Raw genomic sequence first — 25,106 nt, 5'->3', positions numbered from 1 at the left:
GGCTTAAAGAGATGGAATTCGATATTGTCTCCCTGTCGCGATTGCAATTTGCAATCACGGCACTTTATCACTTCCTCTTCGTACCACTGACATTAGGGCTTTCCGTGCTGCTTGCCATCATGGAAACCGTCTATGTCATGACCGGAAGACTCATCTGGCGGCAGATGACCAAGTTCTGGGGTACGCTGTTTGGTATCAATTTTGTTATGGGCGTTGCGACCGGCATTGTGATGGAGTTTCAGTTCGGCATGAACTGGAGCTATTACAGCCATTATGTCGGCGATATTTTCGGAGCGCCGCTGGCGATTGAAGGTCTGATGGCCTTCTTCCTTGAGGCGACTTTTGTAGGCCTGTTCTTCTTCGGCTGGGATCGACTGTCAAAGGTTGGCCATCTTATGGCAACTTATGCTGTTGCGGCCGGTTCCAATTTTTCGGCACTGTGGATTTTGATTGCGAATGGCTGGATGCAAAATCCGGTCGGTTCAGCCTTCAACCCCGAAACCATGCGCATGGAAATCACTGATTTCTTTGCGGTCCTGATGAACCCGGTCGCGCAGGCGAAATTCGTGCATACGGTTTCGGCTGGTTATGTGACCGCATCAATCTTTGTGCTTGGTGTTTCGGCCTGGTATCTGCTCAAAGGTCGGTCTACTGAACTCGCAAAGCGTTCAATGACGGTCGCTGCTTCTTTTGGTTTAGCAGCCGCTCTCTCTGTGGTGGTTCTGGGTGACGAAAGCGGCTACCTGACAAATGAACACCAGAAAATGAAGATCGCAGCAATCGAAGCGATGTGGGAAACAGAGCCTGCACCTGCATCGTTTACTGCCTTCGGTTTCCCGGATCAGGAAACGCGCGAAACACACTATGCTGTGCATATTCCATGGGTTATGGGCCTGATTGGTACGCGCTCGCTCACGACGCCTATCGAGGGCATTGATCAGCTTGTTGAAAATGCGGAAGGCAATATTCGTAAAGGCCTTCTTGCTTACGATGCTTTGCAAAAGATCCGTGCTGCACAGGACACCAGTGCTGTGCCACAAGATGTCAAGGATACATTCGCTGACAACAGTCAATGGATGGGCTATGCGCTCCTTCTGAAGCGCTATGTGGATGATCCGCGTCAGGCAACTGATGCACAGATCACACAGGCTGCAAACGATACAGTACCAGGCGTGCTGCCGCTGTTCTGGGCGTTCCGCATCATGGTCGGTATCGGCTTCTTCCTGATCCTGCTGACCGGAACATTCTTTGTGCTGTCCGCGCGCCGTAAGCTGGATCATTATCCGTTCCTGCTTAAAGTTGCGGTCTTTGCGATCCCTCTGCCTTGGCTTGCAGCTGAGATGGGCTGGGTTGTTGCTGAGTTCGGTCGTCAGCCTTGGATTATTGAAGGTATTCTGCCGACCGCAGTTGCAGTCTCCAATCTTGGTGCTTCGACGGTTCTGATGACGATTGTTGGCTTTGTTGCAATCTACACGGTCCTGTTCATCATCGAAATGGGCCTGATGCTGCGGGCAATCAAAGCCGGACCGGAGCCTGACAGCAAACCAGAAGCATTGCTCGCTCCTGCAAGCATTGCACCAGTGGAGTAAGGATCATGGTACTCAGCGATTTGTTGGACTATCAAACATTACGCGTCATCTGGTGGGTGCTGCTCGGCGTTCTGCTGATCGGATTTGCCGCGATGGATGGTTTTGATCTTGGCGTTGGCACTTTGCTGCCATTTGTCGGAAAAACCGATATCGAGCGTCGTATCGTCATCAACACGATTGGGCCGGTCTGGGAAGGCAATCAGGTTTGGTTGATCCTTGGCGGCGGTGCCATCTTTGCAGCATGGCCACCACTTTATGCGGTGTCATTCTCCGGTTTTTATCTGGCGATGTTTGCCATATTGTTCGCTCTCATCCTGCGTCCGGTTGGCTTCAAATACCGCTCCAAGCGCGACAGCGTGGCATGGCGTACCGGCTGGGACTGGGCATTGTTCATCGGTGGATTCGTGCCATCGCTTATTTTCGGCGTTGCTGTGGGCAATGTGCTGCAAGGGGTTCCGTTCCGCTTCAACAGTGATCTCCAGATTTTCTATGATGGAACATTCTTCGGACTGCTCAATCCATTCGCACTTCTTTGCGGGCTGCTGTCGGTTTCGATGCTCACCATGCATGGTGCCTTATGGCTGGTGCTCAAAACGACGGGAGTTGTTCAGGCAAGGGCTCGCTCTTATGGCAGTATCGCAGCAATTATAACCACAGTGCTTTATGTGCTTGCGGGTGTTATCAGCTGGATGTGGGTTTCCGGCTATAAGATCACCAGTGTAATTGTCACTGATGGTCCTTCAAATCCGATGCGTAAGGTGGTCGAACTCGACCATTCTGCGTGGTTCGATAATTACATGAACTATCCGGTGCTTTTGATCGCTCCCGCACTGGGTATTCTCGGACCGCTGCTTGTGCTTCTGACTCTGCGGATGGGAAGAGAACTTGCTCCAATTCTGTTTGGCGCAGTCTCGATCTTTGGGATCATTTCATCTGTCGGCGTTTCAATGTTCCCGTTCATTCTGCCATCTTCGATCAATCCAACGTCGAGTCTGACAGTATGGGATGCATCATCGAGCCATATGACACTGTTCATCATGCTCGTGGTCACGCTGATCTTCCTTCCGATGATCCTTGCCTACACGTCATGGGTTTACAAAGTGCTGTGGGGCAAGGTCGAAAAACGCGATATCGAAGACGAAAGCAACCACGCTTATTAAATCATTGGCGGGCGCGTGCCGCCCGCACGAATTCAATCAGGAAAGGAGAGCAAGATGTGGTATTTTTCATGGCTTTTGGGCCTTCCACTCGCAGCCGCTTTCGCCGTTCTCAATGCCATGTGGTATGAGTTAATGGACGACAGGGCGCGCAAACGCCTCGCTGGAGACCCAACCGCCGCACTGGCGCGTGAAGGCACCAAGCATCATTAAAATTGAAAGCGGCCCCAAAACGGGCCGCTTTTTTGTACTGGACCGCGCGCTTTGCATAATTCAAGATAGCTTGCTCCTGTGGACAAAATGCCTCATGGAGCGGTTTGATAATTTCAAACGGATCCATTAAACCCGAAATCGTACCAACAGGTACTGACTCTTCGGTCAATTCGAAGTAATAATATTACGTACTGCCGGTTCATTCTTTTCATATAATTTGTATTCAAAAACAATCCTATAAGCTTATTTCGAATGATCGCTTATGTCGCCATAGCTGTCAGAATTGACGCATTGGATTTTTTCGTGGCGCTTTCCTGAAAGAATAATCTTGCTTTATTCTTAAACCCGATCCACCCTTACACACGTGAAATCGGAGGAGGAAACCGGCTTCACGTCGTATGGGAGGAAATGAAGCCGATCCGATCAGGACTGGCTTCAGGCTGTTACTAAGTCCAGCAGCTGGAACAAAACCGAAAGTCTCCCGTTCGACATTTTGTGCACGTTTGCGAGGAACACCTGCATGAGTGATGATGTCGTACTTTCTCTGCATGTCCCTGAACCTGAATGGAGGCCCGGCGATGCGCCGGATTTCTCGCACGTCAAAATTCCGCGTGCAGGAAGCGTCAGGCGCCCGGAGATAGACGAAAAGCCGGAAGCCATGCGTGATTTGGCTTTCAGCATTATCCGCGTGCTCAACCGGGAAGGCGAGGCGGTCGGCCCCTGGGCTGGCACGCTGAGCGATGATGAGCTGAAAGATGGCCTTCGGCACATGATGATCCTGCGTGCTTATGATGCCCGCATGATGATGGCGCAGCGGCAGGGAAAAACCTCGTTCTATATGCAGCATCTGGGTGAAGAGGCAGTCAGTTGCGCGTTTCGCAAGGCGTTGCGCAAGGGCGACATGAACTTCCCTACTTATCGGCAGGCTGGGCTTCTCATCGCTGACGACTATCCGCTCGTCACCATGATGAACCAGATTTTCTCCAATGAGCAGGACCCGCTTAAGGGCCGCCAGTTGCCTGTCATGTATTCTTCAAAAGAGCATGGCTTTTTTACTATTTCCGGCAATCTTGCCACGCAATATACGCAAGCTGTGGGTTGGGCGATGGCGTCCGCCATAAGCCATGACACAAAAATCGCCGCTGCATGGATTGGCGATGGCTCGACGGCTGAAAGCGATTTCCATGCGGCCCTTGTATTTGCGTCGACTTATAAAGCCCCGGTGGTGATGAATATCGTCAACAACCAATGGGCAATCTCAACATTTCAGGGCATTGCACGCGGTGGTTCGGGCACTTTTGCTGCACGCGGACATGGCTTTGGAATCCCGTCGCTTCGCGTCGATGGCAACGACTATCTTGCCGTTCATGCGGTTGCGAAATGGGCCACCGAGCGCGCACGCCGAAATCTTGGTCCGACCATCATTGAATATGTCACCTACCGTGCTGGCGGACATTCGACCTCTGACGATCCATCCGCTTATCGTCCAAAAGCCGAAAGCGATGCATGGCCGCTGGGTGATCCTGTCCTGCGGCTCAAAAACCACCTTATCCAGCGCGGCGTGTGGTCTGACGAACGGCACAAGCAGGCAGAAGCGGAAATTCTCGATCTCGTCGTCAGCGCACAGCGCGAAGCAGAGGCGATCGGCACCCTTCATGATGGTCGCAAGCCGTCTATGCGCGATATGTTTGAAGATGTTTATGCTGAAACACCGCCGCATCTTATTCGCCAGCGTCAGGAGGCAGGGTTTTGAGCATTTCCAGGAAAAGTGTGAAACGCCTACGCAGGGAAACCAGTTCACTGGACTGGTTTCTGATCCAGCTTCGATCCGTTTGGAAATGCGGAGGAAATAACGCATGACAAAGCTAACGATGATTGAGGCGATCCAGAACGCCCACGATATTGCCATGGAGCGCGACCAGAAAGTGGTCGTGTTTGGCGAAGACGTTGGCTATTTCGGCGGTGTTTTCCGCTGCACTGCCGGGTTGCAGAAGAAATACGGCAAAGAACGCTGCTTCGATGCGCCGATCAGCGAGCTTGGTATTGTCGGCACTGCGATTGGCATGGCGGCTTACGGCTTGCGCCCCTGCATTGAAGTGCAATTCGCAGACTATGTCTATCCTGCCTATGACCAGATCGTTTCGGAAGCCGCACGCCTTCGTTATCGTTCTGCCGGAGAATTTACCTGTCCCATCGTTATCCGCATGCCATCAGGTGGTGGCATTTATGGTGGGCAGACGCACAGCCAAAGTCCCGAAGCGCTTTTCACCCATGTGTCGGGTCTCAAAACCGTTATGCCGTCTACGCCAGCGGATGCCAAGGGCCTGTTGCTGGCCGCGATTGAAGACCCCGATCCGGTCATCATGTTTGAGCCAAAGCGCCTTTATAACGGACCTTTTGACGGCCACCACGACAAGCCCGTTACTTCATGGAAAAAGCATGCATTGGGTGAAGTGCCTGAGGGATATTATACGGTGCCGCTTGGCAAGGCCGCGATCCGTCGTGAAGGCAGCGGTGTGACAGTTTTGGCCTACGGCACGATGGTTCATGTGGCACTAGCTGCGGCAGAGGAAACTGGCGTCGATGCCGAAGTGATTGATCTGCGCACGCTGCTCCCGCTTGATACGGAAACAATTATGGCTTCCGTCAGGAAGACCGGACGTTGCGTGATTGTTCATGAAGCAACATTAACCTGCGGTTACGGCGCTGAACTTGCGGCACTCGTGCAGCGCGAATGCTTCTATCATCTCGAAGCACCGATCATCCGCGTGACCGGGTGGGATACGCCATATCCACACGCGCAGGAATGGGCCTATTTTCCGGGGCCAGATCGTGTCGGTCGTGCACTTGTTTCAATCATGGAGGCTTAAATGGCTCATTTTGCAATCAAGCTTCCTGATGTTGGCGAAGGCGTTGCCGAGGCTGAACTTGTCGAATGGCATGTAAAGGTTGGTGACATTGTCCGGGAGGATGATCTGCTCGCTGCTGTGATGACCGATAAGGCAACAGTTGAAATCCCTTCTTCGCGCAGCGGTAAAGTCATCGCGGTAAATGGTGAAATCGGCGAGAAAATTGCTGTTGGCTCCGAACTGGTTCGTCTCGAAATAGAAGGTGGGAGCGGCGAGGAGCAATTGGACGCACCTGAACCTGATCCGCAACCCGTCAGCGTGGAAACGCCTGTCCTGTTGCAGACGCCCGTTCCGCCTAAACCTGCTGCACAGAAAAAAGAAAACTTAAGCCGGGCCTTTGCCGGAGCAGGGCCAGTGCGCGCAGAAGGTGAAAAGCCGCTGGCAACACCATCGGTCAGGTTGCGCGCACGCGACGCAGGCGTTGATTTAAGACGTGTCAAAGGCAGTGGCCCCGCTGGCCGTATCAACCATGAAGATCTGGATGCCTTTTTTCAGACTGAAAGCGGTGCTGCACCTGCTGTCTCGGGTTATGTCGCAGACACCTCGATCAACGAGATCAAAGTCATCGGTCTGCGGCGCAAAATTGCCGAGCGCATGGCCGAAGCAAAACGCCACATTCCGCACATTACTATCGTTGAAGAAGTGGATGTGACACAGCTTGAAGACCTTCGCACGGGGCTTAACAACGAGAAAAAGGAAGGGCGTCCGCGCCTGACCCTGCTGCCATTCGTTATCCGTTCAATCGTCAAGGCAGTTAAAGAACAGCCGGGACTCAATGCACATTTCGATGATGAATCCGACATTATTCGCCAGTTTGGCGGTGTGCATGTGGGTATTGCCACACAGACGCCAAACGGTCTTATCGTGCCGGTGGTGCGTCATGCGGAAAGCCTGTCTGTATTTGCAGCCGCCTCGGAACTTGTCCGAGTGACGGAAGCAGCGCGCAACGGTACAGCCAAGCGCGAAGAACTGACAGGCTCGACCATAACCATCACATCATTGGGGCCACTTGGCGCCATCGCAACCACGCCAATTATTAATCGGCCGGAAGTGGCGATTGTCGGCATCAACAAGATTGCCGTGCGTCCGATGTGGGACGGCACACAATTTGTGCCGCGCAAAATGATGAACCTTTCCTGCAGCTTCGACCATCGCGTCATCGATGGCTGGGATGCGGCAGTCTTCGTGCAGAAGCTAAAAAGCCTGCTTGAAACGCCTGCGATGATTTTTGTAGAGGGCTGATCGGATGAGTGAGATTTCCTGCAAACTTTTGATCATCGGTGGCGGTCCCGGCGGTTATGTCTGCGGTATCCGTGCCGGGCAACTCGGCATCGATACTGTACTTGTCGAGAAAAAGCGGCTGGGTGGTACTTGTCTCAATGTCGGCTGCATACCATCAAAAGCAGTTATCCATGCGGCCGATGAGTTTCATCGTCTCACGACATTTGCGTCTAAAGGCGCGCTTGGCATCACAGCTGAAAGCCCGAAGATCGATTTTGCCAAGACGCTTGAATGGAAAGATGGCATCGTCGATCGCCTGAACAGCGGTGTTGCAGGGCTTCTGAAACGCTCCCATGTCCGGATGTTTCAGGGGCAGGCGCGTTTTATGGATGGCAAAACGGTGCTGGTCGATACCGATACGGGTCGCCAGACTATTCATGCCGAAAACATCGTGATCGCAATCGGATCGGTGCCGGTTGAAATTCAGTCTCTGCCTTTTGGCGGCAATGTTATTTCTTCAACGGAAGCGCTTTCACTTGATCCAATACCGGAAAAGCTTGCCATTGTTGGCGGTGGTTATATCGGGCTTGAAATCGGCACAGCCTTTGCAAAGCTTGGTGCGAATGTCACCATCGTTGAAGCCGCTGATCGTGTCCTGCCGCAATATGATGCAGAGTTGACGCGTCCGATCATGGCACGACTGAAAACACTCGGTGTAGACGTGTTGACGAACACCTCCGCCAAAGGTCTATCCGCCGATGGTAAAGCACTTGATGTGTTGCTGACTGATGGCAGAAAACAAACCATTCCGGCTGACAAGATTTTGGTTACGGTTGGTCGTAAACCGCAAACCGATGGCTGGGGATTAAGCGAAATCCGGCTTGATATGGACGGCCGCTTTATCCGCATTGATGATAAATGCCGAACATCTATGCGCGGTATTTATGCCATAGGCGATGTAACGGGCGAGCCCATGCTTGCACATCGGGCGATTGCGCAGGGTGAAATGGTTGCTGAAATTATCGCGGGCGGCAAACAGGCGTGGGATAAGCGCTGCATCCCGGCAGTCTGCTTTACTGATCCTGAGATCGTAACAGTCGGCCTATCTCCTGATGAAGCGCGCAAGGCAGGGCATAATATCCAGACCGGAATTTTCCCGTTTCAGGCCAATGGACGCGCAATGACTATCGAGCGCGAGGATGGCTTTATCCGGGTTGTCGCCCGCGCTGATAACCACCTGATACTTGGCATTCAGGCTGTTGGCGTAGGGATTTCCGAGCTGTCATCGGCCTTCGCGCTTGCCGTTGAAACAGGCGCACGCCTTGAAGATATAGCAGGGACGATCCATGCGCATCCGACCCTTGGAGAAGGCTTTGCCGAGGCCAGCATGAAAGCACTCGGCCACGCCCTCCATGCTTAGTTCTTTGGTTTGCGCTCGTGCCGCCAGACGAAAATGGCGGCACCGGCAATCATGGCGGCCAGCGCAAACCACGTGATTGCATAAGACAGATGGTTGTTACGGAAGGTAACAACCGTCAGCCCACCAATCGGCACATTGCCGGGATTGGATTTAGCGTCAGCATCAATGAAATATGGCGCGACTGTCCCCAAGCCCTCCTTTTCGGCAAAAGCTTTGACATCGCGCGAATTCCACTCGTTGCGGGCAGGGTCGTTGGGACGCAGGAAGAAGCCATCCGGCTCCGGCATACGCAGAAGCCCGGTCACGGTTGTTTCGCCAGCGATTTGCGTCTCAACGCGTGAAGACGGATCACGCTTGGCATCCGGAATGAAACCACGATTGATGAAGGTCAGAGTACCATCATCTGAGCGCAAAGGTGTCAGCACCCAAAATCCTGAACCGCGTTCGGTCAGCGCACGAACCAGCACTTCCTTGTCATTGAGATAAGAGCCGGTGAGTGTGACATGCCGATATTCGTCATCGGCCTGATTAACATTGGCCCAGTCGTCCTTACCTGGAGCAGCAACCGGTTCCGCATGAACGCGCGCATCAACGCGGGCAATCAGGTCGAGCTTCCATTGCAAGCGCTCCACTTGCCAGATGCCGAGGCTGAGAAACAGCGCAAAAAACAGCCCCCCCATCACAGCCATGAAGCCAAGTAATAAACGAGATTTCTTCTTTTGCGGTGTAGAGTTAGCTTCGGTGGGCGTTGTCATGTTACATCCTGATGGTGGGGAGCAGCGTTTGAAATACTCCAGATGCGTGCCGCAATAAAGGGTAAGAAGGGCAAAAGAATGTGATTGAACTATAAATAAATAGCGCCGGTGTCCCTCTGACCGGACACGGCGCTCTTATCTTCTGGATATAGTAATAATTTAAGCGCTTTTATGGGCTTTGCGTCTGCGATGCGAGTAACCGCCCTTCGATAACCTCAAAATATTGCATACTTGTGTCTTGTCTTCGGAAGGCTTTGACATCTGTGTTTGCGCATTTTGTAACATCTGCTGTGTCACTGGCCTGTCTTTTGCAGCGGGGCCAATAATAATGCTTCTCATCGATCATTCTCCCTGTTTTTGGGCGGGCCAACCACTTTCGGAGCTACCCCAACCGTTGATCAAGAATGTGCGAATGAACGAAGTATTAACCTTATTGGCGAGCTTGACAAGCACCAAATACAACCATGCGTAAGCCGTTGACTATCATATAAAAAGCCGGATCGCTCGCGCGACCTGGCTTTTAAGATTTGAACTTTTGCTATCAGTCGCGGTTGCCGGTCAGGATTTCACGCTTGCCGGTCAGGATTTCACGCTTGCCGACATGGTTAGCCGCGCCGACAAGGCCTTCCTGTTCCATGCGCTCGACAAGTGAGGCCGCGCGGTTGTAACCAATGCCGAGGCGACGCTGAATATACGAAGTCGAGCACTTCTTGTCGCGCATGACGACTTTCACAGCCTGCTCATAAACATCATCGCCGTCTTCCGAGCCCATGGCCGAAGCGTCGAAGACTGCTGTGTCCTGTACGGCATCTTCGTCTTCTTCATCTTCCGTCACAGTCGCCAGATAATCCGGGCGTCCCTGTTCTTTGAGATGATTAACGACCTTTTCGACTTCTTCATCCGACACGAATGGGCCATGGACGCGGACGATACGGCCACCACCAGCCATATGCAGCATGTCGCCCTGACCAAGAAGCTGTTCGGCCCCCATTTCGCCGAGAATGGTGCGGCTGTCGATCTTCGAGGTAACCTGGAACGAGATACGGGTCGGGAAGTTGGCCTTGATCGTACCCGTGATAACGTCGACCGATGGACGCTGCGTTGCCATGATAAGGTGGATACCAGCGGCACGCGCCATCTGTGCAAGACGCTGCACAGCGCCTTCGATGTCTTTGCCGGCAACCATCATCAGGTCGGCCATTTCATCGATAATCACGACGATATATGGCATTGGCGTCAGGTCGAGTTCTTCCTGAACGTAAGTAGGCTCGCCGGTTTCCTTGTCAAAGCCGGACTGCACCGTGCACATCACGGTTTCGCCCTTGCCCTTAGCAGACGCTGCACGCTGATTGAAGCCTTCGATGTTGCGAACCCCCAGACGTGCCATCTTGCGATAGCGGTCTTCCATTTCGCGCACGGCCCACTTCAAGGCGACAACCGCCTTCTTCGGATCGGTTACAACCGGCGTCAGCAAGTGCGGAATGCCATCATAGATGGAGAGTTCCAGCATCTTCGGATCAACCATGATCAGGCGGCATTCTTCCGGCTTGAAGCGGTAGAGCAGCGACAGGATCATCGTATTGATAGCAACAGACTTACCCGAACCGGTGGTGCCGGCAACGAGCAGATGAGGCATCTTTGCAAGTTCCGCGATGATCGGCTCACCACCAATGCCTTTGCCAAGGCAAAGCGGCAAGCGATAGTTCGAGGATTCGAACGTGCGCGAGTCGATCATTTCACGCAGATAGACGGTTTCGCGGTTGGCATTTGGCAATTCGATGCCAATGACATTGCGACCCGGAACCACGGCAACGCGCGCAGAGAGTGCCGACATGGAGCGGGCAATATCATCAGCAAGGCCAATCACACGTGACGACTTAACGCCGGGAGCCGGTTCAAATTCATAAAGGGTGACGACAGGGCCGGGGCGAACATGGATGATTTCACCGCGTACGCCGAAGTCTTCCAGCACGCTTTCGAGAAGGCCAGCGCTGCGCTCAAGCATTTCCTGCGTGATGACATTGCCATCCAGCGAAGGTGGCTCCTGTAACAGATCACGCGGCGGAAATTCATAGTCGCCATGCATGATAACAGTTTCCGTGCGGGGGAGGGGCTGCGGCTGATAAAGAGCGACCGGAGGGGGCGCCTTCACAGGGGTTTCGAGCTTGGGCGCTTCTGCAACAGGCGCAGGTGCTGCAACGTCTTCAACGACATGCTCCGTTGCTTCAGCAACGATAGGAACGGTTTCGACTTCAACTGCTTCGCCAGCGATATCAACGGCGGCTTCAACAGTTGCCTGAGGTGCAGCTTCTTCTACAACCACGGGCGCCTCAACTTTCACTTCTGAAACGGGGGCGGCAACGGGCTGTGACGCTGGAGCGACCTGAACCGGCTGAACAGCTTCGGCAACAGGAGCAGGCTGTTCTACGACAGCAGCAGGCGCTTCCTGTGGTTTTGCCTTGTTCCATTCAACAGTGCGAAACTGTGCGATGATCGATTCTACAGTCGGTGCTACACGTTTTGGCGCTGCGACTTCTGTAATGACTGAAACAGGCTGAACAGGTGCAGAGTCAAAGTCAAAGCTTTCCCAAAAGGCAAAATCTGACAGATTTGCAAATGCCAAGATCGCTGCCGTCACATCGCCAGCAGGTTCGGTTGCGATTTCGGGGGCGTTATCAACAGGTGCGGATGCCACAGGCTGTGCAATAATTTCTGCGGGGGCAGTCGCCAGCATAGGTGGTACGGGTGCTACGGGCGTGCGAACCATATTTTGCGAAACAGACTGCTGAAGGGCTGCAACAGCCATGGGCTGAGCTTCAGCAACTTTCGCAATCTCTACAGGTGCTGGAGCAGCTTCGACGACCGCAGCTTTAGCGCGACCATGAATGTCTGGGAGATCTTCGCCGCGACGTCGAACCAGATCAATCTCAGGTGTGCGTGTAAAGCGTACATTTTCACCAAGTGAAAAATACGATTTCCAAGTGCTGTCGGAGTTTGGCGAATGCGCTCCCAACGGGTCGCGCTGCGGCTTCTGCTCAGGAGCGGACTCTGCACGATTGCCTTCAGTCTGGGGAAAATTTTCTCTTAAATTACGCATGATACCTGAACCATAGATATGTCGCCCGAATGAGCCTTAGTAATAAAAAATGAAGGTTAACAACCCCCTTCATAATTTGCTCAAAATCGACAATTTTCTCAGGCTGAATTGAAGGTGCCAGTGTTTTAAAGTTATGGTTTTATCCGTATAAAACCCTTATTTATCAGTGATATATGGATTAAGTTTAAACTTAAATGTTATAAATTGCAGCTATTCCTGTCATATTTACCAGTTGCTAACATACGCGCCCGGGCCATGCCGGGCATTTTTCATCAAGACTCAGTGAACCTTAGCCAGTCGGCCAGCGATGGGCGGCTTTTACCGCCTCGGCCAATAAATGCTTCCGCAGCACACATGGAGTTCAGAACTGATTCCTGTGCGGCTTCTGCTGCTGCGCGAAACAGCACATCAATCCGGTTTTCGTTAAGGGCGCTGAACGCAATGAGGTCATTTGGCTCATCGTGGTCGAATGTAACAGCCGTTGAGAAGCCAAGTGCAATATCGCCACTGCCGTTGCCCCAGAATGCACCAAGCCGCGCGAGGCCTGCACCACAACGTTTCACAACGCGTTGGAGCTGACGATGCTCTAATGGAACATTGGTTGCCAATATCAGGATAACCGACCCTTTTTCGGGTTGCGGTTTGGTTTTGGGCGAGGGCATCCGACCGTCAGGCAGTATCAGGTCGCCGGCACGGCCAAAATTGGTTAATGCCAGAATGCCAAGATGGAATTCAGTGTCATCAAGTCTAATCCGTCGCGAGGCGCTGCCGATACCGCCTTTAAAGCCAAAGCAGGTCATACCGGTACCCGCGCCAACATTGCCTTGTTCAGCATCTGCCCCCGCGCTCTCAAGCGCCAATAAAGCGTGATGCTCGGTAATTGCCATCGCTTGAATATCGCTTAAAGGCCCATCATTACACTCAAGCACAACAGGATTCACCGTTGCCGTGGTCCGGCCAATATCTGGATTGTTCGCGATAGCGTGTCGGATCAACATATTGGCACAAGTGCCGACACCGAACGTATTGGTCAGAAGAATTGGCGTTTCGAGATTGCCTAGCTCGCCGACCTGCATCAATCCGATGCTTTTGCCAAAGCCATTGATGACATCGCACGCGGCCAGCACCTTGCGCCGATAAAGGTTACCATCATGCGGCACAATAGCGGTGACGCCCGTATGAATATCACCTTCACATAAAGTGTGATGCCCCACCAGCACGCCCGGCACATCAGTAATCGCATTTTTTGCACCGGTTGGCATGTTTCCGCAAATGATACCAAAGTCACGTGCTGTCTGCTTCATTTTGATATCCCACCTTGTTTTGAATCGGTCATAGACACTTTGAAAGACTTGCGAAACACCTATTGAGCACTTTCCAGCAGTGGCATCAAAACCACACTAAAACATACTTATGCTCAATTTAAGCAAAAGTACTGTGCTATTCGTGAATTCATCATTGACTTGCGTTGTTCTGAGGCGCAGCAAAAGCAGCGTTATGAAATTTCGGCCGGACAAGGGGATCTAAGCGGCATGAAAATTACTATCGAACAAACGCTCGATCAGGCTGGAACCGGCCCTTTTCAGCGTAATCTCTTGGGCGTTTTTGGTTTGGTCTGGGCAGCCGATGCCATGCAGGTGCTTGCCGTTGGCTTTACGGCGGCATCAATTGCCATGACGTTCGGGCTCACCGTTCCGCAAGCATTACAGACGGGCACACTCTTCTTCTTAGGTATGCTGATTGGTGCCGCAGTTTTTGGCAGACTGGCCGACAAATACGGTCGCCGTCGTGTGTTGCTCATAACGGTTGGCTGCGATGCCGTCTTTGGTCTGTTGTCGGCTTTCTCTCCGAATTTTGCCATTCTGCTTGGCCTTCGCTTTCTCACAGGCGTTGCGGTTGGTGGCACATTGCCCGTCGATTACGCGATGATGGCAGAATTTCTGCCCTCTAAAAATCGTGGACGCTGGCTGGTTATGCTTGAAGGCTTTTGGGCTGTTGGCACGGTCATCATTGCTCTGGCTGCATGGGCTGCGAGCCTTGCTGGTGTCGCCGATGCGTGGCGTTACATTTTTGTGGTTACGGCTGCTCCTGCTCTCATTGGTATCTGGCTGCGTTTTTGGGTGCCAGAATCGCCAATGCATCTGCTCAAGATGGGCCAAGCCAAAGAAGCGAAAACCGTGATGAATCGCGTACTGCGCAAGAACGGCAAACCGGAACTGTCCCCGAAAGTGGTGCTTGATGCGCCACTTTTGGTCACGGATGAAAAGCTTCTTTCTCCAAATCTGCGCCAGCGCACTCTCTCAACCTTGGCGATATGGTTTCTGGTTTCTGTATCCTATTATGGCGTCTTCGCATGGATACCGGCCAAACTGGCTGGCGACGGTTTTGGTTTCGTGCGCGGTTACGGCTTTCTGGTTATCATCGCTCTCGCGCAGTTGCCGGGTTATGCGCTCGCAGCTTATGGCGTGGAAGCTTGGGGGCGGCGCAAGACACTCATCACCTTCCTGTTCATCAGCGCTGCGGCCTGTGTGCTCTTCACAGTTGCAGGCAATTCGGTTCTGATCGGCGCGTCACTTCTGATCATGAGCTTTGCACTTCTCGGCACTTGGGGCGCGCTCTACGCGTTTACTCCAGAGCTTTATCCCACGGCCTTGCGCGCAAGCGGTATGGGAGCGGCGGGTGCCATGGCGCGTCTTGGTGGCTTGCTCGCACCTTCGGCTCTTGCTCTGGTCATCAGCCAAAGCTTTAACATTGCTGTCGCAATGTTCGCAGGCCTGCTGGCTCTAGCCGGTATCATTGCTTTCTTTATCAATGTGGAAACACGAGACAAGGCGCTTAACTGATAAGAAAGGCACCCGGATTTCAGCCATGAAATCCGGGCATCTTTTTTATAAATTACTTTATTAAATAATTTCGACTTGCCGTTGTTTTTTATAAGTTTTGTAGAGTTTATTTTGTGCATTAAGTCTTTGCTTGGCCCTAGGGAGTTGAAAACTCCCAGCATCTAATTGGAGCTATTTAGCTTTTCTGAATGTAAGATTGAAGCGGTTTCGACCCAGTTGCGGATGCTCGCCATCCTTCAATGGCAGGATACCATGATAGAAGAGCCTTGATGGTCCGCCCCAAACGACCACATCGCCATGGTGCAGCACGAGTTTGCGCACCGGATCACTGCGCTGCAATCCGCCGAATTGAAACGTCGCGGGCAATCCGAGTGATACAGAAACAATCGGATTGGTGAAATCCTTCTCGTCCTTATCCTGATGCAAAGACATTTTTGCACCGGGTTCATAACGATTGATGAGACAGGCATCGGGTGAAAAATCAAAATAACCGGCTTCTGCTGACGCGCGTTCTGCTAGATCACGAAATGCCTCCGGCATAGAAGGCCACGGCTTTTCTGTTTCAGGATCAGTGGCGCTGTAACGATATCCCTTGCGGTCTGTCACCCAGCCAAAAGCACCACAATTTGTCATAGCGACCGACATGCGAAAACCGCCGGGCGTTGTCATATTCCGAAAAGACGCATCATTCTCAACATCTTGCATGGCGTTGAGAATCTTGGCTTCGTTTGCGCGCGCAAATCCCCGCAAAAGAACGGCACCGTCGGCAAGCTTTTCTCGAGCTTCGAGCTGGGAAAACAGATCAATCATAAGGCCATTCTAACACAAAGCCGCACAAGAATGTCCCGAAAACTGCTTTCATATTATAGCCTCTCTTGACAGAGCTGAAGACTCGCAACATATAAAGTTACATGAAAAAAGATAGCAAACTTTCGGGCGTCCTCCACGTTCTCCTTCACATGGCTGAGTATAATAAGCCCGTGACCTCCGAAGTCCTCGCAAAAGCGATGGGCACCAATCCCGTTGTCGTTCGTCGGGTCATGAGCGGTCTGCGAGAGCAGGGTTACGTGCGCTCCGAAAAAGGTCATGGTGGTGGATGGGAGATCGCTTGCGATCTTAGCAAAGTCACGCTGCATGACGTTTACAACGCCATCGGCAAACCATCGCTGCTTGCGATAAGCAATCGCACGGAAATGCCGGGTTGCCTCGTCGAGCAGGCCGTCAACGCTTCGCTCAACAAGGCGTTCAACGATGCAGAAGAGCTTTTATTGAAACGTTTTGGCGAAGTGACACTCGCCATGTTGAGCGCAGATTTTCATCAGCGCGCGATTGAACGCGGCGCAACTTTCGACTTGGAGACAGCCCATGACGCATCATGATGTGATTATTATCGGTGGCAGCTTTGCCGGACTTTCGGCGGCAACCTATGTGGCGCGCGGCAGACGCTCGGTTCACGTGATCGATGCAGGCAAACCACGCAACCGCTTTGCCGAACATTCACATGGTTTCTTCGCTCAGGATGGAAGCAGCCCGGCAGCGATGCTCGAAACGGTAAAAGAGCAGGTTAAAGCCTATCCGGCTGTAAGAGTAACGGAGGGTAAAGCTGTAAACGGAACCGGGCAGATTGATGACTTCTCGATTGAATTGGATACAGGCGAAGTCGTCAGTGGGCGCAGACTGATCTTCGCCTTCGGCATTTCTGACGTTTTGCCAGATTTAACGGGGTTGGCTGAACGTTGGGGCAAATCGGTTATTCATTGCCCCTATTGCCATGGCTACGAGTTCAGCGGCAAAAAACTCGGCGTGTTGAACCTATCGTCAATGTCGTCTCATCAAGCCATGCTTATCTCCGAATGGGGACCGACCACATTCTATCTGAATGGCGGTGAAGAGCCTGATGCTGCAACTTTGGCAGAACTAGAAAAGCGCGGCGTCACTATTGAAGCAAAACCAGTCGCAGGCATAAGAGGTGAGGGAACATCCATCTCCGAGATCGAACTTGCTGACGGTCGCCTGTTGCAAGCTGACGCATTATTCATTGGACCATCCAATCGCCTAAACAGCCCGCTCGCTGAGCAATTCGGCTGCACATTGGAAGATATGCCGCTTGGAAAAGCCATCAAAACTGATGAGATGAAAGCGACAAGCATTCAGGGTATCTATGCCGCTGGCGACATATCAAGGGGCGCACATAGTGTTGCATGGTCCGTTGCGGATGGTGTTTCGGCTGGCGTTTCCGCCCATCGGTCTTTGGTATTTTAGATTTATATCACTTTATAAGAAAACGGGGCTAAAGCCCCGTTTTTATTTAATTTAGTTGTTTGTACCAAACCGCTCTTCGCTCAGCGCTGCGGCCATGAGAGCCTTCGTATAATCCTCATGCGGATTATCGAAAACCTGTTCTGTATCGCCCTGTTCGACAATCTTTCCGTTCTTCATCACGATTACATAATCCGACACTGCGCGGACCACTGCCATGTCATGGCTGATGAAGAGATAGGAAAGGCCGTGTTCCTTCTGCAGATCACGCAAGAGCGTCACAATCTGCTTTTGGACAGAACGATCCAGTGCACTTGTCGGCTCATCAAGCACGATCACCTTTGGCTTCAGGATCATTGTGCGTGCAATGGCGATACGCTGGCGCTGGCCGCCAGAGAACTCGTGCGGGTAGCGATTGCGCATGATAGGGTCCATGCCAACTTCACGAAGCGCTTCCTGTGCGAGGCGGTCGCGTTCTTTGGCGGAAAGGTTTGGCTCGTGGATCAGAAGTCCTTCGGTGATGATCCGACCCACAGTCATGCGAGGACTTAACGAACCGAACGGATCCTGAAACACCAGTTGCAACTCGCGCCGCTTTGGCCGCATGGCTTGCGGGTCGGTCGGCAGCTCCTTGCCAAGATAGGCAATCCGCCCCTCGGAGCCGAGAAGGCGCAGGATCGCGCGTCCAAGCGTGGATTTACCAGAACCGGATTCACCCACGATGCCGATGGTTTGCCCTTCCTTCAATGTCAGCGAAACATCGTTCACTGCGGTCATATAGGTGGGTGCCCCAATCCATGGCTTATTGATAAGGAAGTTTACCTTCACATTGTCGGCACGGATCAAGACGGGTGCTTCAGCAGGGGGCGGCTGTTTTTCGCCTTCCGGCTCTGCATCAAGAAGCATCTTGGTGTAAGGATGCTCCGGCGCTGCGAAAAGCTGCTCGGTCGGGTTGGTTTCCACCACTTCGCCAGACCGCATCACATAAACACGGTCGGCAAAGCGGCGAACGATGCCCAGATCATGCGTGATAAACACCACGGCCATACCGAGACGCTTCTGCAAGTCGGCCAGCAGATCAAGAATCTGCGCTTGAATGGTAACATCCAATGCCGTTGTCGGCTCATCTGCAATGAGGATATCCGGCTCATTGGCAAGCGCCATGGCGATCATAACACGCTGGCGCTGGCCACCAGAAAGCTCATAGGGATAGCTGTCGATACGGCGTTCCGGTTCGGGAATACCGACCAGTTTCAACAGTTCAAGGATGCGTGGGCGTGCCTGCTTTTTGCTCATACCGCCGTGATAACGCAGTGGCTCTGCCAGCTGATCGCCGATCCGATACAGTGGATCGAGCGAGGTCATCGGCTCCTGAAAGATCATGGTAATCTTCGCACCACGAATTTTGTTAAGCGCGCGATGGGACATTCCGATCAGGTCCTGACCGCGATAAAGCGCCTGTCCGCTCGCTCTGCCGTTCTGAGCCAGAAGCCCCATCATCGCCATGGTGGTCTGGCTCTTGCCGGAACCGGATTCACCGACGATTGCGATTGTTTCGCCAGCTTTAACATCAAGATTGATGCCGCGCACGGCATCGACCGGGCCATCATGTGTATCGAAGGTTACACGCAGATCGCGAACGCTCAGAATAGTTTCTTTTGTCATCTCAGCGATCCTTCGGGTCAAGGCTGTCGCGCAGGCCGTCGCCAAGGAAGTTCAGCGCAAACAGTATGATGGTGAGGGTTAGGGCAGGCCAGATAAGAAGCCAGCTTGCGCCGCGCATGTTCTGAGCACCTTCCGAGATAAGAAGCCCGAGCGAGGTGAGGGGATCTTGCACACCCAATCCAAGGAATGAGAGTAGGCTTTCAAGCAGAATAGCCTTTGGAACAAGCAATGTAACAAAGACGATCACCGGACCGAGCGCATTGGGAATGATGTGACGCGTAATGATGCCGCGCCGTGTTGCGCCCAAAGCTTCGGCTGCCTGCACAAACTCCTGCCGCTTGAGACTAAGCGTTTGCCCACGCACGATACGCGCCATATCCAGCCACTCTGTCGCGCCAATAGCGATAAAGATGATGAAGATCGATCGCCCAAAGAAGACAAGCAGCAATATCACGAAGAAAATGAATGGAAGCGAATAGAGAATGTCGACAAGCCGCATCATGACATTATCGATACGACCACCGAGATACCCCGAAATCGCACCATAACCGACGCCAAGCACCAGCGCCATTGCCGAAGCGAGCAGGCCAATGGCAAGCGAAATACGCACACCAATAAAAATGCGCGTCATCAAATCGCGGCCAAGATTATCCGTCCCGAGCACAAAATAATTGCGCGCCACATTGAGCGTCAGCTTGCCCGAAAGACCATCGCTTGCAAGTTCAATCTTCGGATTGCTGAACAGATCAGAGCGTTGGAAATAACGCAGTACACGCTCATCAGTTGGGCGCTGCGCTGTGAAATCGACAACGACACTGTTGCCAGTCAGTTCCGGTTCACCGGTAGGCTGAAGCCTTGCACGCGCAAGTTCACGCTCCAGTCCGGGCATAATTGTATCCGCGCGCGGATAGGCTTCAAGACTTGGAGCCACACGCACAAATTGCGGGTAAATTTTATCATAGGGATGTGGGCTGACCATCGGTCCGAAGATGCCAACAAGTGCAAGAACGATCAGCACGACGGCGCTCGTAACCGCCGCTTTGTTCTTGCGAAGACGAAGCCATGCATCCTGCCAGAGTGAACGGCCTTGGATAGAGCCGAGTTTTTCGGTTTCTACTGCTGCTGTAAAATCAGTCATAGCGTACCCTCGGATCAAGCCATGCATAAAGAAGATCGACGATCAGGTTGAACACCACAACAAAAATCGAGATGACGACAACCGTGCCCATGACGAGGGTATAATCGCGGCTCAGAGCGCCCTGTACAAAATAACGTCCAATGCCGGGAATGCCGAAAATGGTTTCGACCACAACAGAGCCGGTGAGCAAACCGGCAGCCGTCGGCCCAAGATAAGATACGGCGGGCAACATGGCCGCACGCAAAGCATGGACACCAACCACCACACGTGCCGGAAGGCCATAAGCACGTGCTGTACGGACGTGATTGGCGCGCAACGCCTCAATGGTTGCACCGCGTACAAGACGAGCAATAACGCCAACCTGCGGCAGCGCCAATGTCAGAACCGGCAATATCCAATAGAGGACATTGGCCGACGACCAGCCACCAGCCGGAACCCATCCAAGAATAACGCCAAAAAGCAGGCTTAGAAGAGGGGCAACGACGAAATTAGGCGTTGTAATACCGAAAGTGGCTAATGCCACAACGAAATAGTCAATGCTTGAGTTCTGTCTCAGTGCTGCCATCGTGCCCAGAAAGGTGCCAAGAATGGCAGCCAGAATGAGACCGAGCGAACCAAGCATGACCGATACTGGAAGACCAGACGCAAACAGGTCATTCACGGTAAAGTCACGTCGCGTGAAGCTCGGGCCCAAATCCCCCTGCACAAGATTGCCAAGATAAATAAGGTACTGCTGCCAGAGCGGCGCATCCATATTATAGGCTTTTTTGAGGTTTTCGAGGATCAAGGGATCAATCGGGCGTTCAAGATCGAACGGGCCGCCCGGCGCAAGCCGGATAAGAAAGAAAGTCAGTGTGACGATGATAAAGATAGTTGGTATTGCACTACCCAATCGTCGGAGCGTGTAGCCCAGCATTTTTATTTTCCCTTCTTTGCCGAGCCACGCGTGCAGCCCGGCAAATCCCATTAAGGGCGTTGTTTTTATTTAGCCTTTTATCGATAGCCAGCGTGTGGCATGCGAATTGATCAGGTTGTTGTCGTAGCCTTTGACTTTGTCGGCAACCAACGCCGTAGATGAATAATAAAGCAGAGGAATAGAAGCCCCTTGCTGAAGCAAAATATTCTCCGCATCGGCAAGGATTTTGGCTCGCTCGCCTAAATCTGTTGTGATCGCCGATTTCTTCATGAGCGCGTCATAGTCCTTGTTCGACCATTGCGCATAATTGAAGAAACTGTCGGTCGTGAAGAGTGAGAGGAACGAGTTTGGATCGTTGTAGTCACCAATCCAGCCATCACGCGCGATATCGAACATGCCTTTCTGCTCAAGATAATTAAAATAAGTCGTACTATCGGCCTCATCGAGCGTAGCGCTGATGCCGATATCCTTGAGCATGTCGGCAATGGCCGCCATGGTGTTCTTATGGTTTTCCGATGTGCTATATTTTAGCACTACCGATAGGCTTCCCGGCGTGACACCCGCTTCTTCAAGCAGTTTTTTTGCCTCGTCTTCCCGATCAAGGATGTCCGTTTTCGCGTAACTGAGTTGCGGCCCATTTTTGACGTAATTGTTGATGCCAGGAGGCACCATTGATTGAGCTGGCAGCATTGTTCCGCGCCACACTTCCTGTGCCAGAAAATCGCGATCAATCGTCATGCCAATAGCTTGCCTGACGCGCGGATCGCGCAACTTGCTGGAAGGCTCACCTTTGATGTCGATATAATAGATGCCAAGCAAGGGGGCGTGACGGAAAGCGGTACCAAAATTGGCTTTCACATAATCCATTTGCTCGGCGGCAACATCAGAGCAGATATCGACTTCTTTTGCCTCGAAACGACGCATGCAACTGGAGCGATCCTGAAACGGCATCCAGTTTACCTGATCGATCTGAACATGGTCGGCGTCCCAATAATAGGGATTTTTCTTCATAACGATCTTGTCGTTTGGATTGAAGCTGACAAGCTGATAAGCGCCATTGCTGATCATATGGCCCGGCTGGCTAAACTTTGCTCCAAATTCCTTTACGGCTTTTGGATTGACCGGCAACGCGGTGTTATGCGTCAGCAATTGAATAAAATACGGAGTAGGGGCGTTCAGCGTGATCTGGAGCGTTTTGTCATCTAGCGCTTTCACGCCGAGCTGATCGACATCGGCATGACCGGTAGCAACTTGCTCGGCGTTCTTGATTGAATAAAAGATGCTGGCATAGCCTGCAGCCGTTTTGGGGTCCATCAGACGGCGAAAAGAAAACTCGAAATCACCTGCCGTTACGGGATCGCCGTTTGACCATTTGGCATTTTCACGCATATGAAACGTGTAGGTGAGGCCATCGGGCGAAATTTCCCATGATGTTGCGGCACCGGGTATTGCTCTGCCATTGCTGTCCTGCGCGACCAAACCCTCATAAAGATCTATTAAAACACGATTTTCCTGAACTGTTGTTATGAGTTGCTGATCCAAAGTCGAAGGATCCATATCATTGCCACGGTTAAGCACAATTGCAGCAGACGCGGCGCTGCCGAGCGAAATCAGGCAAACGCCTGCCAATAAAATTCCGCGAACCATCGAAAACTCCCATAAAGCTTTAAAAATATCTGCCCCATGAAAAGAGGGGCCCTCCGACCCTCCCAGGTCGAAAGAAAAAGAAGGCCGCGCCCGAAGGCGCAGCCCAAACTGAAAATTTATTGTTTGAACGAGAGCCAGCGGGTCTTGTGGCTGTCCATAAGATTATCGTTCCAGCCGTCGAGCTTGTCAGAAACGAGCGCGCGGGAAGAATAATAAAGGATTGGAATATTGCTCATATCGTCGAGCTTGAGCTGCTCGGCCTCAGCCAGCACCTTTGCGCGTGCATCAAGGTCAAGAATCTTGGCCGCTTCAGCCATCTTCGCATCATATTCCGGGTTTTTCACCTTGGAATAATTGAAGCTGACATCGCTCTGAGCAATATAGAGGAAATTCTGCGGGTCGTTATAGTCACCGATCCAGCCGGCACGGGCAATATCGAACGGGCCATCTTCACGCAGGAAGTTGAAGTAGGTTGCGCCTTCTGTTTCGTTCAACGATGCCTTGATGCCGATATTGCTGAGCTGGTCAGCAATTGCTGCCATCGTATTTTTATTGTTTTCCGACGTGTTGTAGAGCAATTCAATCGAAAGCGTATTCGGCTCAACGCCTGCTTCTTTCAAAAGCTCTTTTGCCTTGTCTTCACGATCCAGCATGTCGTCGGAATAGTCGAGCTTCGGCGCATCCTTGACGTAATGGTTGATACCCGGAGGAACCAGCGAATAGCCCGGAAGCATAGTGCCCTGCCAAACCTGATCAGCAATGAAGTCACGATCAATTGCCATGGAAATAGCCTGACGAACGCGTGGGTCTTTCAGCTTGCTGTCGGCGGTCTTGCCTTTGACAGGCAGATAATAAACGCCGAGATAAGGTGCCATACGGAATTCGCTGGCGAGGTTCTTCTTCACATAATCCATTTGTTCGGCTGGAACGTCCGAGCAGACCTGAACTTCCTTGGCCTCAAAACGGCGCATGCAGCTGGCGCGATCTTCGAACGGAATCCAGTTGATGGTGTCGATCTTGACCTGATCCGCTTCGTAGTAATTCGGGTTCTTCTTCATGACGATCTTGTCATTCGGCGTGAAGCTGATCAGCTGATAAGCGCCATTTGTCACCATCTTGCCCGGTGTCGTAAACTTGTCGCCATTCTCTTCAACGCTCTTCTTATGGAGTGGAAAGCTCGTTTGATGCGTCAGAAGCTCAAGGAAATATGGAGCAGGGGAGTTCAGTGTCACCTTCAGCGTGTGATCATCAACCGCTTCAACACCAAGTTCATCGCCGGGCTTTTTGCCGCTGGCAACATCTTCAGCATTTTTAATCACGAACAACATGCTGGCATAGCCGGCAGCAGTCTTAGGGTCCATCAGCCGGTGAAAAGCAAAGCTGAAGTCTTCAGCCGTCACTGGATCGCCATTTGACCATTTTGCATCGTCGCGCAGATGGAAGGTGTAAACCAGACCATCATCGGAAATATCCCATGATTTCGCAACTCCCGGAACAGCCTCCCCATTGGCATTCTGGATCGTCAATCCGTCATAAAGGTCACGCAGGACATTACTTTCAGAAACCGAGGACGTGCGATGATGATCAAGCGTTGCCGGATCGGTGTCATTGCCACGGTTCAGAACAACTTCAGCGGAAGCTGCACCCATAAGCACGGCGAGGCATACGCCTGTCAGTAAGGTTTTGCGGAACACGAAGAACTCCTCCTGAGTAATATTCGAAATGCCATGCATCTTATGGATAAGATTTTCTCTTGCAAGAGAAGTTATCAACTTGCTGAATAATCAACTTTATTCCCAGCTTAAATGCTAATTTAGATCGCAAAAAACCAGTACGCTGGTGTTTAATTTAGCAAGCGAAACGTAGCATTTCATATCTGATGATAAAAAGAAAACCCCACATATTTGGTGTTTTTGGGCAACGCGCGACCACCACGGCTTACTCAAGAGGAAAATAATTCGCCTAAGTTTTGATCATTGCCATCACGCTGTGGAAAACTAACCTGTGATGCGATGTCCGGGCGAGATTTGGGGCGCTGGCAAACAGCGCTTCATATATCGGGCGCAGTCGGCACGGATGTTTCGTGCTCTTGTGGCAAATTAAATCTCACTTTATGACACTGCTATTAGTTCCATAACCTATCTTATGCAATTCAATCTTATAACGGGGGTACATTCTATTTTAAACTGCAACATGCCAATGAATTCATGTGGTTAGCCATGGAGGAAATTGGATGTCAAATTGCTATTCACAGATCAACTTGCATGAACGCCGCCG

The 25,106-nt window shown here is 52.1% G+C and carries 20 protein-coding genes; 10 read left to right on the top strand and 10 right to left on the bottom strand.

Annotated elements, in window-relative coordinates; genetic code table 11:
- Positions 1 to 11: 11 nt before the first annotated feature.
- The 7 genes from ABE530_RS08565 to lpdA all read left to right on the top strand — a co-directional run bounded on the left by ABE530_RS08565 (position 12) and on the right by lpdA (position 8,509).
- On the top strand, positions 12 to 1,589 hold the full coding sequence (locus tag ABE530_RS08565; protein WP_265984243.1) for a cytochrome ubiquinol oxidase subunit I: 1,578 nt from the start codon (positions 12 to 14) through the stop codon (positions 1,587 to 1,589).
- Between the two features lie 5 nt (positions 1,590 to 1,594).
- On the top strand, positions 1,595 to 2,749 hold the full coding sequence (gene cydB, locus ABE530_RS08560) for a cytochrome d ubiquinol oxidase subunit II (RefSeq protein ID WP_499694259.1): 1,155 nt from the start codon (positions 1,595 to 1,597) through the stop codon (positions 2,747 to 2,749).
- A 54-nt stretch (positions 2,750 to 2,803) separates the two neighbouring features.
- Positions 2,804 to 2,959, top strand: coding sequence for a cytochrome bd-I oxidase subunit CydX (gene cydX, locus ABE530_RS08555; protein ID WP_265984245.1), 156 nt, complete (start codon positions 2,804 to 2,806; stop codon positions 2,957 to 2,959).
- 520 nt (positions 2,960 to 3,479) lie between these two features.
- Positions 3,480 to 4,712: a 3-methyl-2-oxobutanoate dehydrogenase (2-methylpropanoyl-transferring) subunit alpha gene (locus tag ABE530_RS08550; RefSeq protein WP_396996369.1), complete on the top strand. Its 1,233-nt coding sequence runs from the start codon at positions 3,480 to 3,482 to the stop codon at positions 4,710 to 4,712.
- Between the two features lie 103 nt (positions 4,713 to 4,815).
- Positions 4,816 to 5,829 carry an alpha-ketoacid dehydrogenase subunit beta gene (locus tag ABE530_RS08545; RefSeq protein WP_265984247.1) on the top strand — a complete coding sequence of 338 codons (1,014 nt, stop codon included), beginning with the start codon at positions 4,816 to 4,818 and terminating at the stop codon, positions 5,827 to 5,829.
- Positions 5,830 to 7,110: a dihydrolipoamide acetyltransferase family protein gene (locus ABE530_RS08540; RefSeq protein ID WP_499694258.1), complete on the top strand. Its 1,281-nt coding sequence runs from the start codon at positions 5,830 to 5,832 to the stop codon at positions 7,108 to 7,110. It begins immediately after the preceding gene.
- Positions 7,111 to 7,114: 4 nt separating this feature from the next.
- The gene (lpdA, locus tag ABE530_RS08535) at positions 7,115 to 8,509 is read left to right on the top strand and encodes a dihydrolipoyl dehydrogenase (protein ID WP_499694257.1); all 1,395 of its coding nucleotides are present in this window, start codon (positions 7,115 to 7,117) and stop codon (positions 8,507 to 8,509) included.
- Here lpdA and ABE530_RS08530 read toward each other — a convergent pair.
- The 4 genes from ABE530_RS08530 to ABE530_RS08515 all read right to left on the bottom strand — a co-directional run bounded on the left by ABE530_RS08530 (position 8,506) and on the right by ABE530_RS08515 (position 13,665).
- Entirely contained in the window at positions 8,506 to 9,264 is a 759-nt protein-coding gene (locus ABE530_RS08530) for an SURF1 family protein (protein WP_499694256.1), read from the bottom strand. The genes lpdA and ABE530_RS08530 overlap by 4 nt on opposite strands.
- Before the next feature lie 159 nt (positions 9,265 to 9,423).
- Positions 9,424 to 9,603, bottom strand: coding sequence for a hypothetical protein (locus tag ABE530_RS08525; RefSeq protein WP_265984251.1), 180 nt, complete (start codon positions 9,601 to 9,603; stop codon positions 9,424 to 9,426).
- A gap of 202 nt (positions 9,604 to 9,805) precedes the next feature.
- Positions 9,806 to 12,361, bottom strand: a complete 2,556-nt coding sequence (locus ABE530_RS08520; RefSeq protein WP_499694255.1) for a DNA translocase FtsK — start codon at positions 12,359 to 12,361, stop codon at positions 9,806 to 9,808.
- Positions 12,362 to 12,633: 272 nt separating this feature from the next.
- Positions 12,634 to 13,665 carry a DmpA family aminopeptidase gene (locus ABE530_RS08515; protein WP_499694254.1) on the bottom strand — a complete coding sequence of 344 codons (1,032 nt, stop codon included), beginning with the start codon at positions 13,663 to 13,665 and terminating at the stop codon, positions 12,634 to 12,636.
- A 228-nt stretch (positions 13,666 to 13,893) separates the two neighbouring features.
- Between ABE530_RS08515 and ABE530_RS08510 the strand changes: the two genes are divergently transcribed.
- Entirely contained in the window at positions 13,894 to 15,204 is a 1,311-nt protein-coding gene (locus ABE530_RS08510) for an MFS transporter (protein ID WP_499694253.1), read from the top strand.
- A gap of 171 nt (positions 15,205 to 15,375) precedes the next feature.
- Here the strand turns inward: ABE530_RS08510 and alkB are convergent, their stop codons facing one another.
- Complete coding sequence (gene alkB, locus ABE530_RS08505; protein WP_499694252.1) at positions 15,376 to 16,014, bottom strand: DNA oxidative demethylase AlkB; 639 nt, start codon at positions 16,012 to 16,014, stop codon at positions 15,376 to 15,378.
- A gap of 101 nt (positions 16,015 to 16,115) precedes the next feature.
- Between alkB and ABE530_RS08500 the strand changes: the two genes are divergently transcribed.
- Both ABE530_RS08500 and ABE530_RS08495 read left to right on the top strand, forming a co-directional pair.
- A complete protein-coding gene (locus tag ABE530_RS08500) occupies positions 16,116 to 16,583 on the top strand; it encodes an Rrf2 family transcriptional regulator (RefSeq protein WP_265984256.1) in 468 nt (155 codons plus the stop codon).
- Complete coding sequence (locus tag ABE530_RS08495; protein WP_499694251.1) at positions 16,570 to 17,466, top strand: NAD(P)/FAD-dependent oxidoreductase; 897 nt, start codon at positions 16,570 to 16,572, stop codon at positions 17,464 to 17,466. Before ABE530_RS08500 ends, ABE530_RS08495 begins: the two co-directional genes overlap by 14 nt.
- Before the next feature lie 51 nt (positions 17,467 to 17,517).
- On the opposite strand, the gene ABE530_RS08490 is transcribed toward ABE530_RS08495, so the two are convergent.
- The 5 genes from ABE530_RS08490 to ABE530_RS08470 all read right to left on the bottom strand — a co-directional run bounded on the left by ABE530_RS08490 (position 17,518) and on the right by ABE530_RS08470 (position 24,523).
- A complete protein-coding gene (locus tag ABE530_RS08490) occupies positions 17,518 to 19,128 on the bottom strand; it encodes an ABC transporter ATP-binding protein (protein WP_499694250.1) in 1,611 nt (536 codons plus the stop codon).
- A gap of 1 nt (position 19,129) precedes the next feature.
- Positions 19,130 to 20,266, bottom strand: a complete 1,137-nt coding sequence (locus ABE530_RS08485; protein WP_265984260.1) for an ABC transporter permease — start codon at positions 20,264 to 20,266, stop codon at positions 19,130 to 19,132.
- Positions 20,259 to 21,182: an ABC transporter permease subunit gene (locus ABE530_RS08480; protein ID WP_265984262.1), complete on the bottom strand. Its 924-nt coding sequence runs from the start codon at positions 21,180 to 21,182 to the stop codon at positions 20,259 to 20,261. The genes ABE530_RS08485 and ABE530_RS08480 overlap by 8 nt, the downstream gene beginning before the upstream one ends.
- Positions 21,183 to 21,251: 69 nt before the next feature.
- Complete coding sequence (locus ABE530_RS08475; RefSeq protein WP_499694249.1) at positions 21,252 to 22,829, bottom strand: peptide ABC transporter substrate-binding protein; 1,578 nt, start codon at positions 22,827 to 22,829, stop codon at positions 21,252 to 21,254.
- 116 nt (positions 22,830 to 22,945) lie between these two features.
- A complete protein-coding gene (locus ABE530_RS08470) occupies positions 22,946 to 24,523 on the bottom strand; it encodes a peptide ABC transporter substrate-binding protein (protein WP_499694248.1) in 1,578 nt (525 codons plus the stop codon).
- Between the last annotated feature and the right edge of the window lie 583 nt (positions 24,524 to 25,106).

Origin of the sequence: Brucella sp. TWI559 (genome assembly GCF_039674265.1) — a bacterium.
In the GTDB taxonomy this organism is placed as follows: Bacteria; Pseudomonadota; Alphaproteobacteria; order Rhizobiales; family Rhizobiaceae; genus Brucella; species Brucella chromiisoli.
Note: the sequence above shows the minus strand (reverse complement) of the source record. Positions and strands in the feature narration are given on the sequence as shown.

Coding starts and splice junctions, on each gene's coding strand:
- ABE530_RS08565 (WP_265984243.1), top strand. CDS start 12: ATGGAATTCGATATTGTCTCCCTGTCGCGATTGCAATTTGCAATCACG.
- cydB (WP_499694259.1), top strand. CDS start 1,595: ATGGTACTCAGCGATTTGTTGGACTATCAAACATTACGCGTCATCTGG.
- cydX (WP_265984245.1), top strand. CDS start 2,804: ATGTGGTATTTTTCATGGCTTTTGGGCCTTCCACTCGCAGCCGCTTTC.
- ABE530_RS08550 (WP_396996369.1), top strand. CDS start 3,480: ATGAGTGATGATGTCGTACTTTCTCTGCATGTCCCTGAACCTGAATGG.
- ABE530_RS08545 (WP_265984247.1), top strand. CDS start 4,816: ATGACAAAGCTAACGATGATTGAGGCGATCCAGAACGCCCACGATATT.
- ABE530_RS08540 (WP_499694258.1), top strand. CDS start 5,830: ATGGCTCATTTTGCAATCAAGCTTCCTGATGTTGGCGAAGGCGTTGCC.
- lpdA (WP_499694257.1), top strand. CDS start 7,115: ATGAGTGAGATTTCCTGCAAACTTTTGATCATCGGTGGCGGTCCCGGC.
- ABE530_RS08530 (WP_499694256.1), bottom strand. CDS start 9,264: ATGACAACGCCCACCGAAGCTAACTCTACACCGCAAAAGAAGAAATCT.
- ABE530_RS08525 (WP_265984251.1), bottom strand. CDS start 9,603: ATGAGAAGCATTATTATTGGCCCCGCTGCAAAAGACAGGCCAGTGACA.
- ABE530_RS08520 (WP_499694255.1), bottom strand. CDS start 12,361: ATGCGTAATTTAAGAGAAAATTTTCCCCAGACTGAAGGCAATCGTGCA.
- ABE530_RS08515 (WP_499694254.1), bottom strand. CDS start 13,665: ATGAAGCAGACAGCACGTGACTTTGGTATCATTTGCGGAAACATGCCA.
- ABE530_RS08510 (WP_499694253.1), top strand. CDS start 13,894: ATGAAAATTACTATCGAACAAACGCTCGATCAGGCTGGAACCGGCCCT.
- alkB (WP_499694252.1), bottom strand. CDS start 16,014: ATGATTGATCTGTTTTCCCAGCTCGAAGCTCGAGAAAAGCTTGCCGAC.
- ABE530_RS08500 (WP_265984256.1), top strand. CDS start 16,116: ATGAAAAAAGATAGCAAACTTTCGGGCGTCCTCCACGTTCTCCTTCAC.
- ABE530_RS08495 (WP_499694251.1), top strand. CDS start 16,570: ATGACGCATCATGATGTGATTATTATCGGTGGCAGCTTTGCCGGACTT.
- ABE530_RS08490 (WP_499694250.1), bottom strand. CDS start 19,128: ATGACAAAAGAAACTATTCTGAGCGTTCGCGATCTGCGTGTAACCTTC.
- ABE530_RS08485 (WP_265984260.1), bottom strand. CDS start 20,266: ATGACTGATTTTACAGCAGCAGTAGAAACCGAAAAACTCGGCTCTATC.
- ABE530_RS08480 (WP_265984262.1), bottom strand. CDS start 21,182: ATGCTGGGCTACACGCTCCGACGATTGGGTAGTGCAATACCAACTATC.
- ABE530_RS08475 (WP_499694249.1), bottom strand. CDS start 22,829: ATGGTTCGCGGAATTTTATTGGCAGGCGTTTGCCTGATTTCGCTCGGC.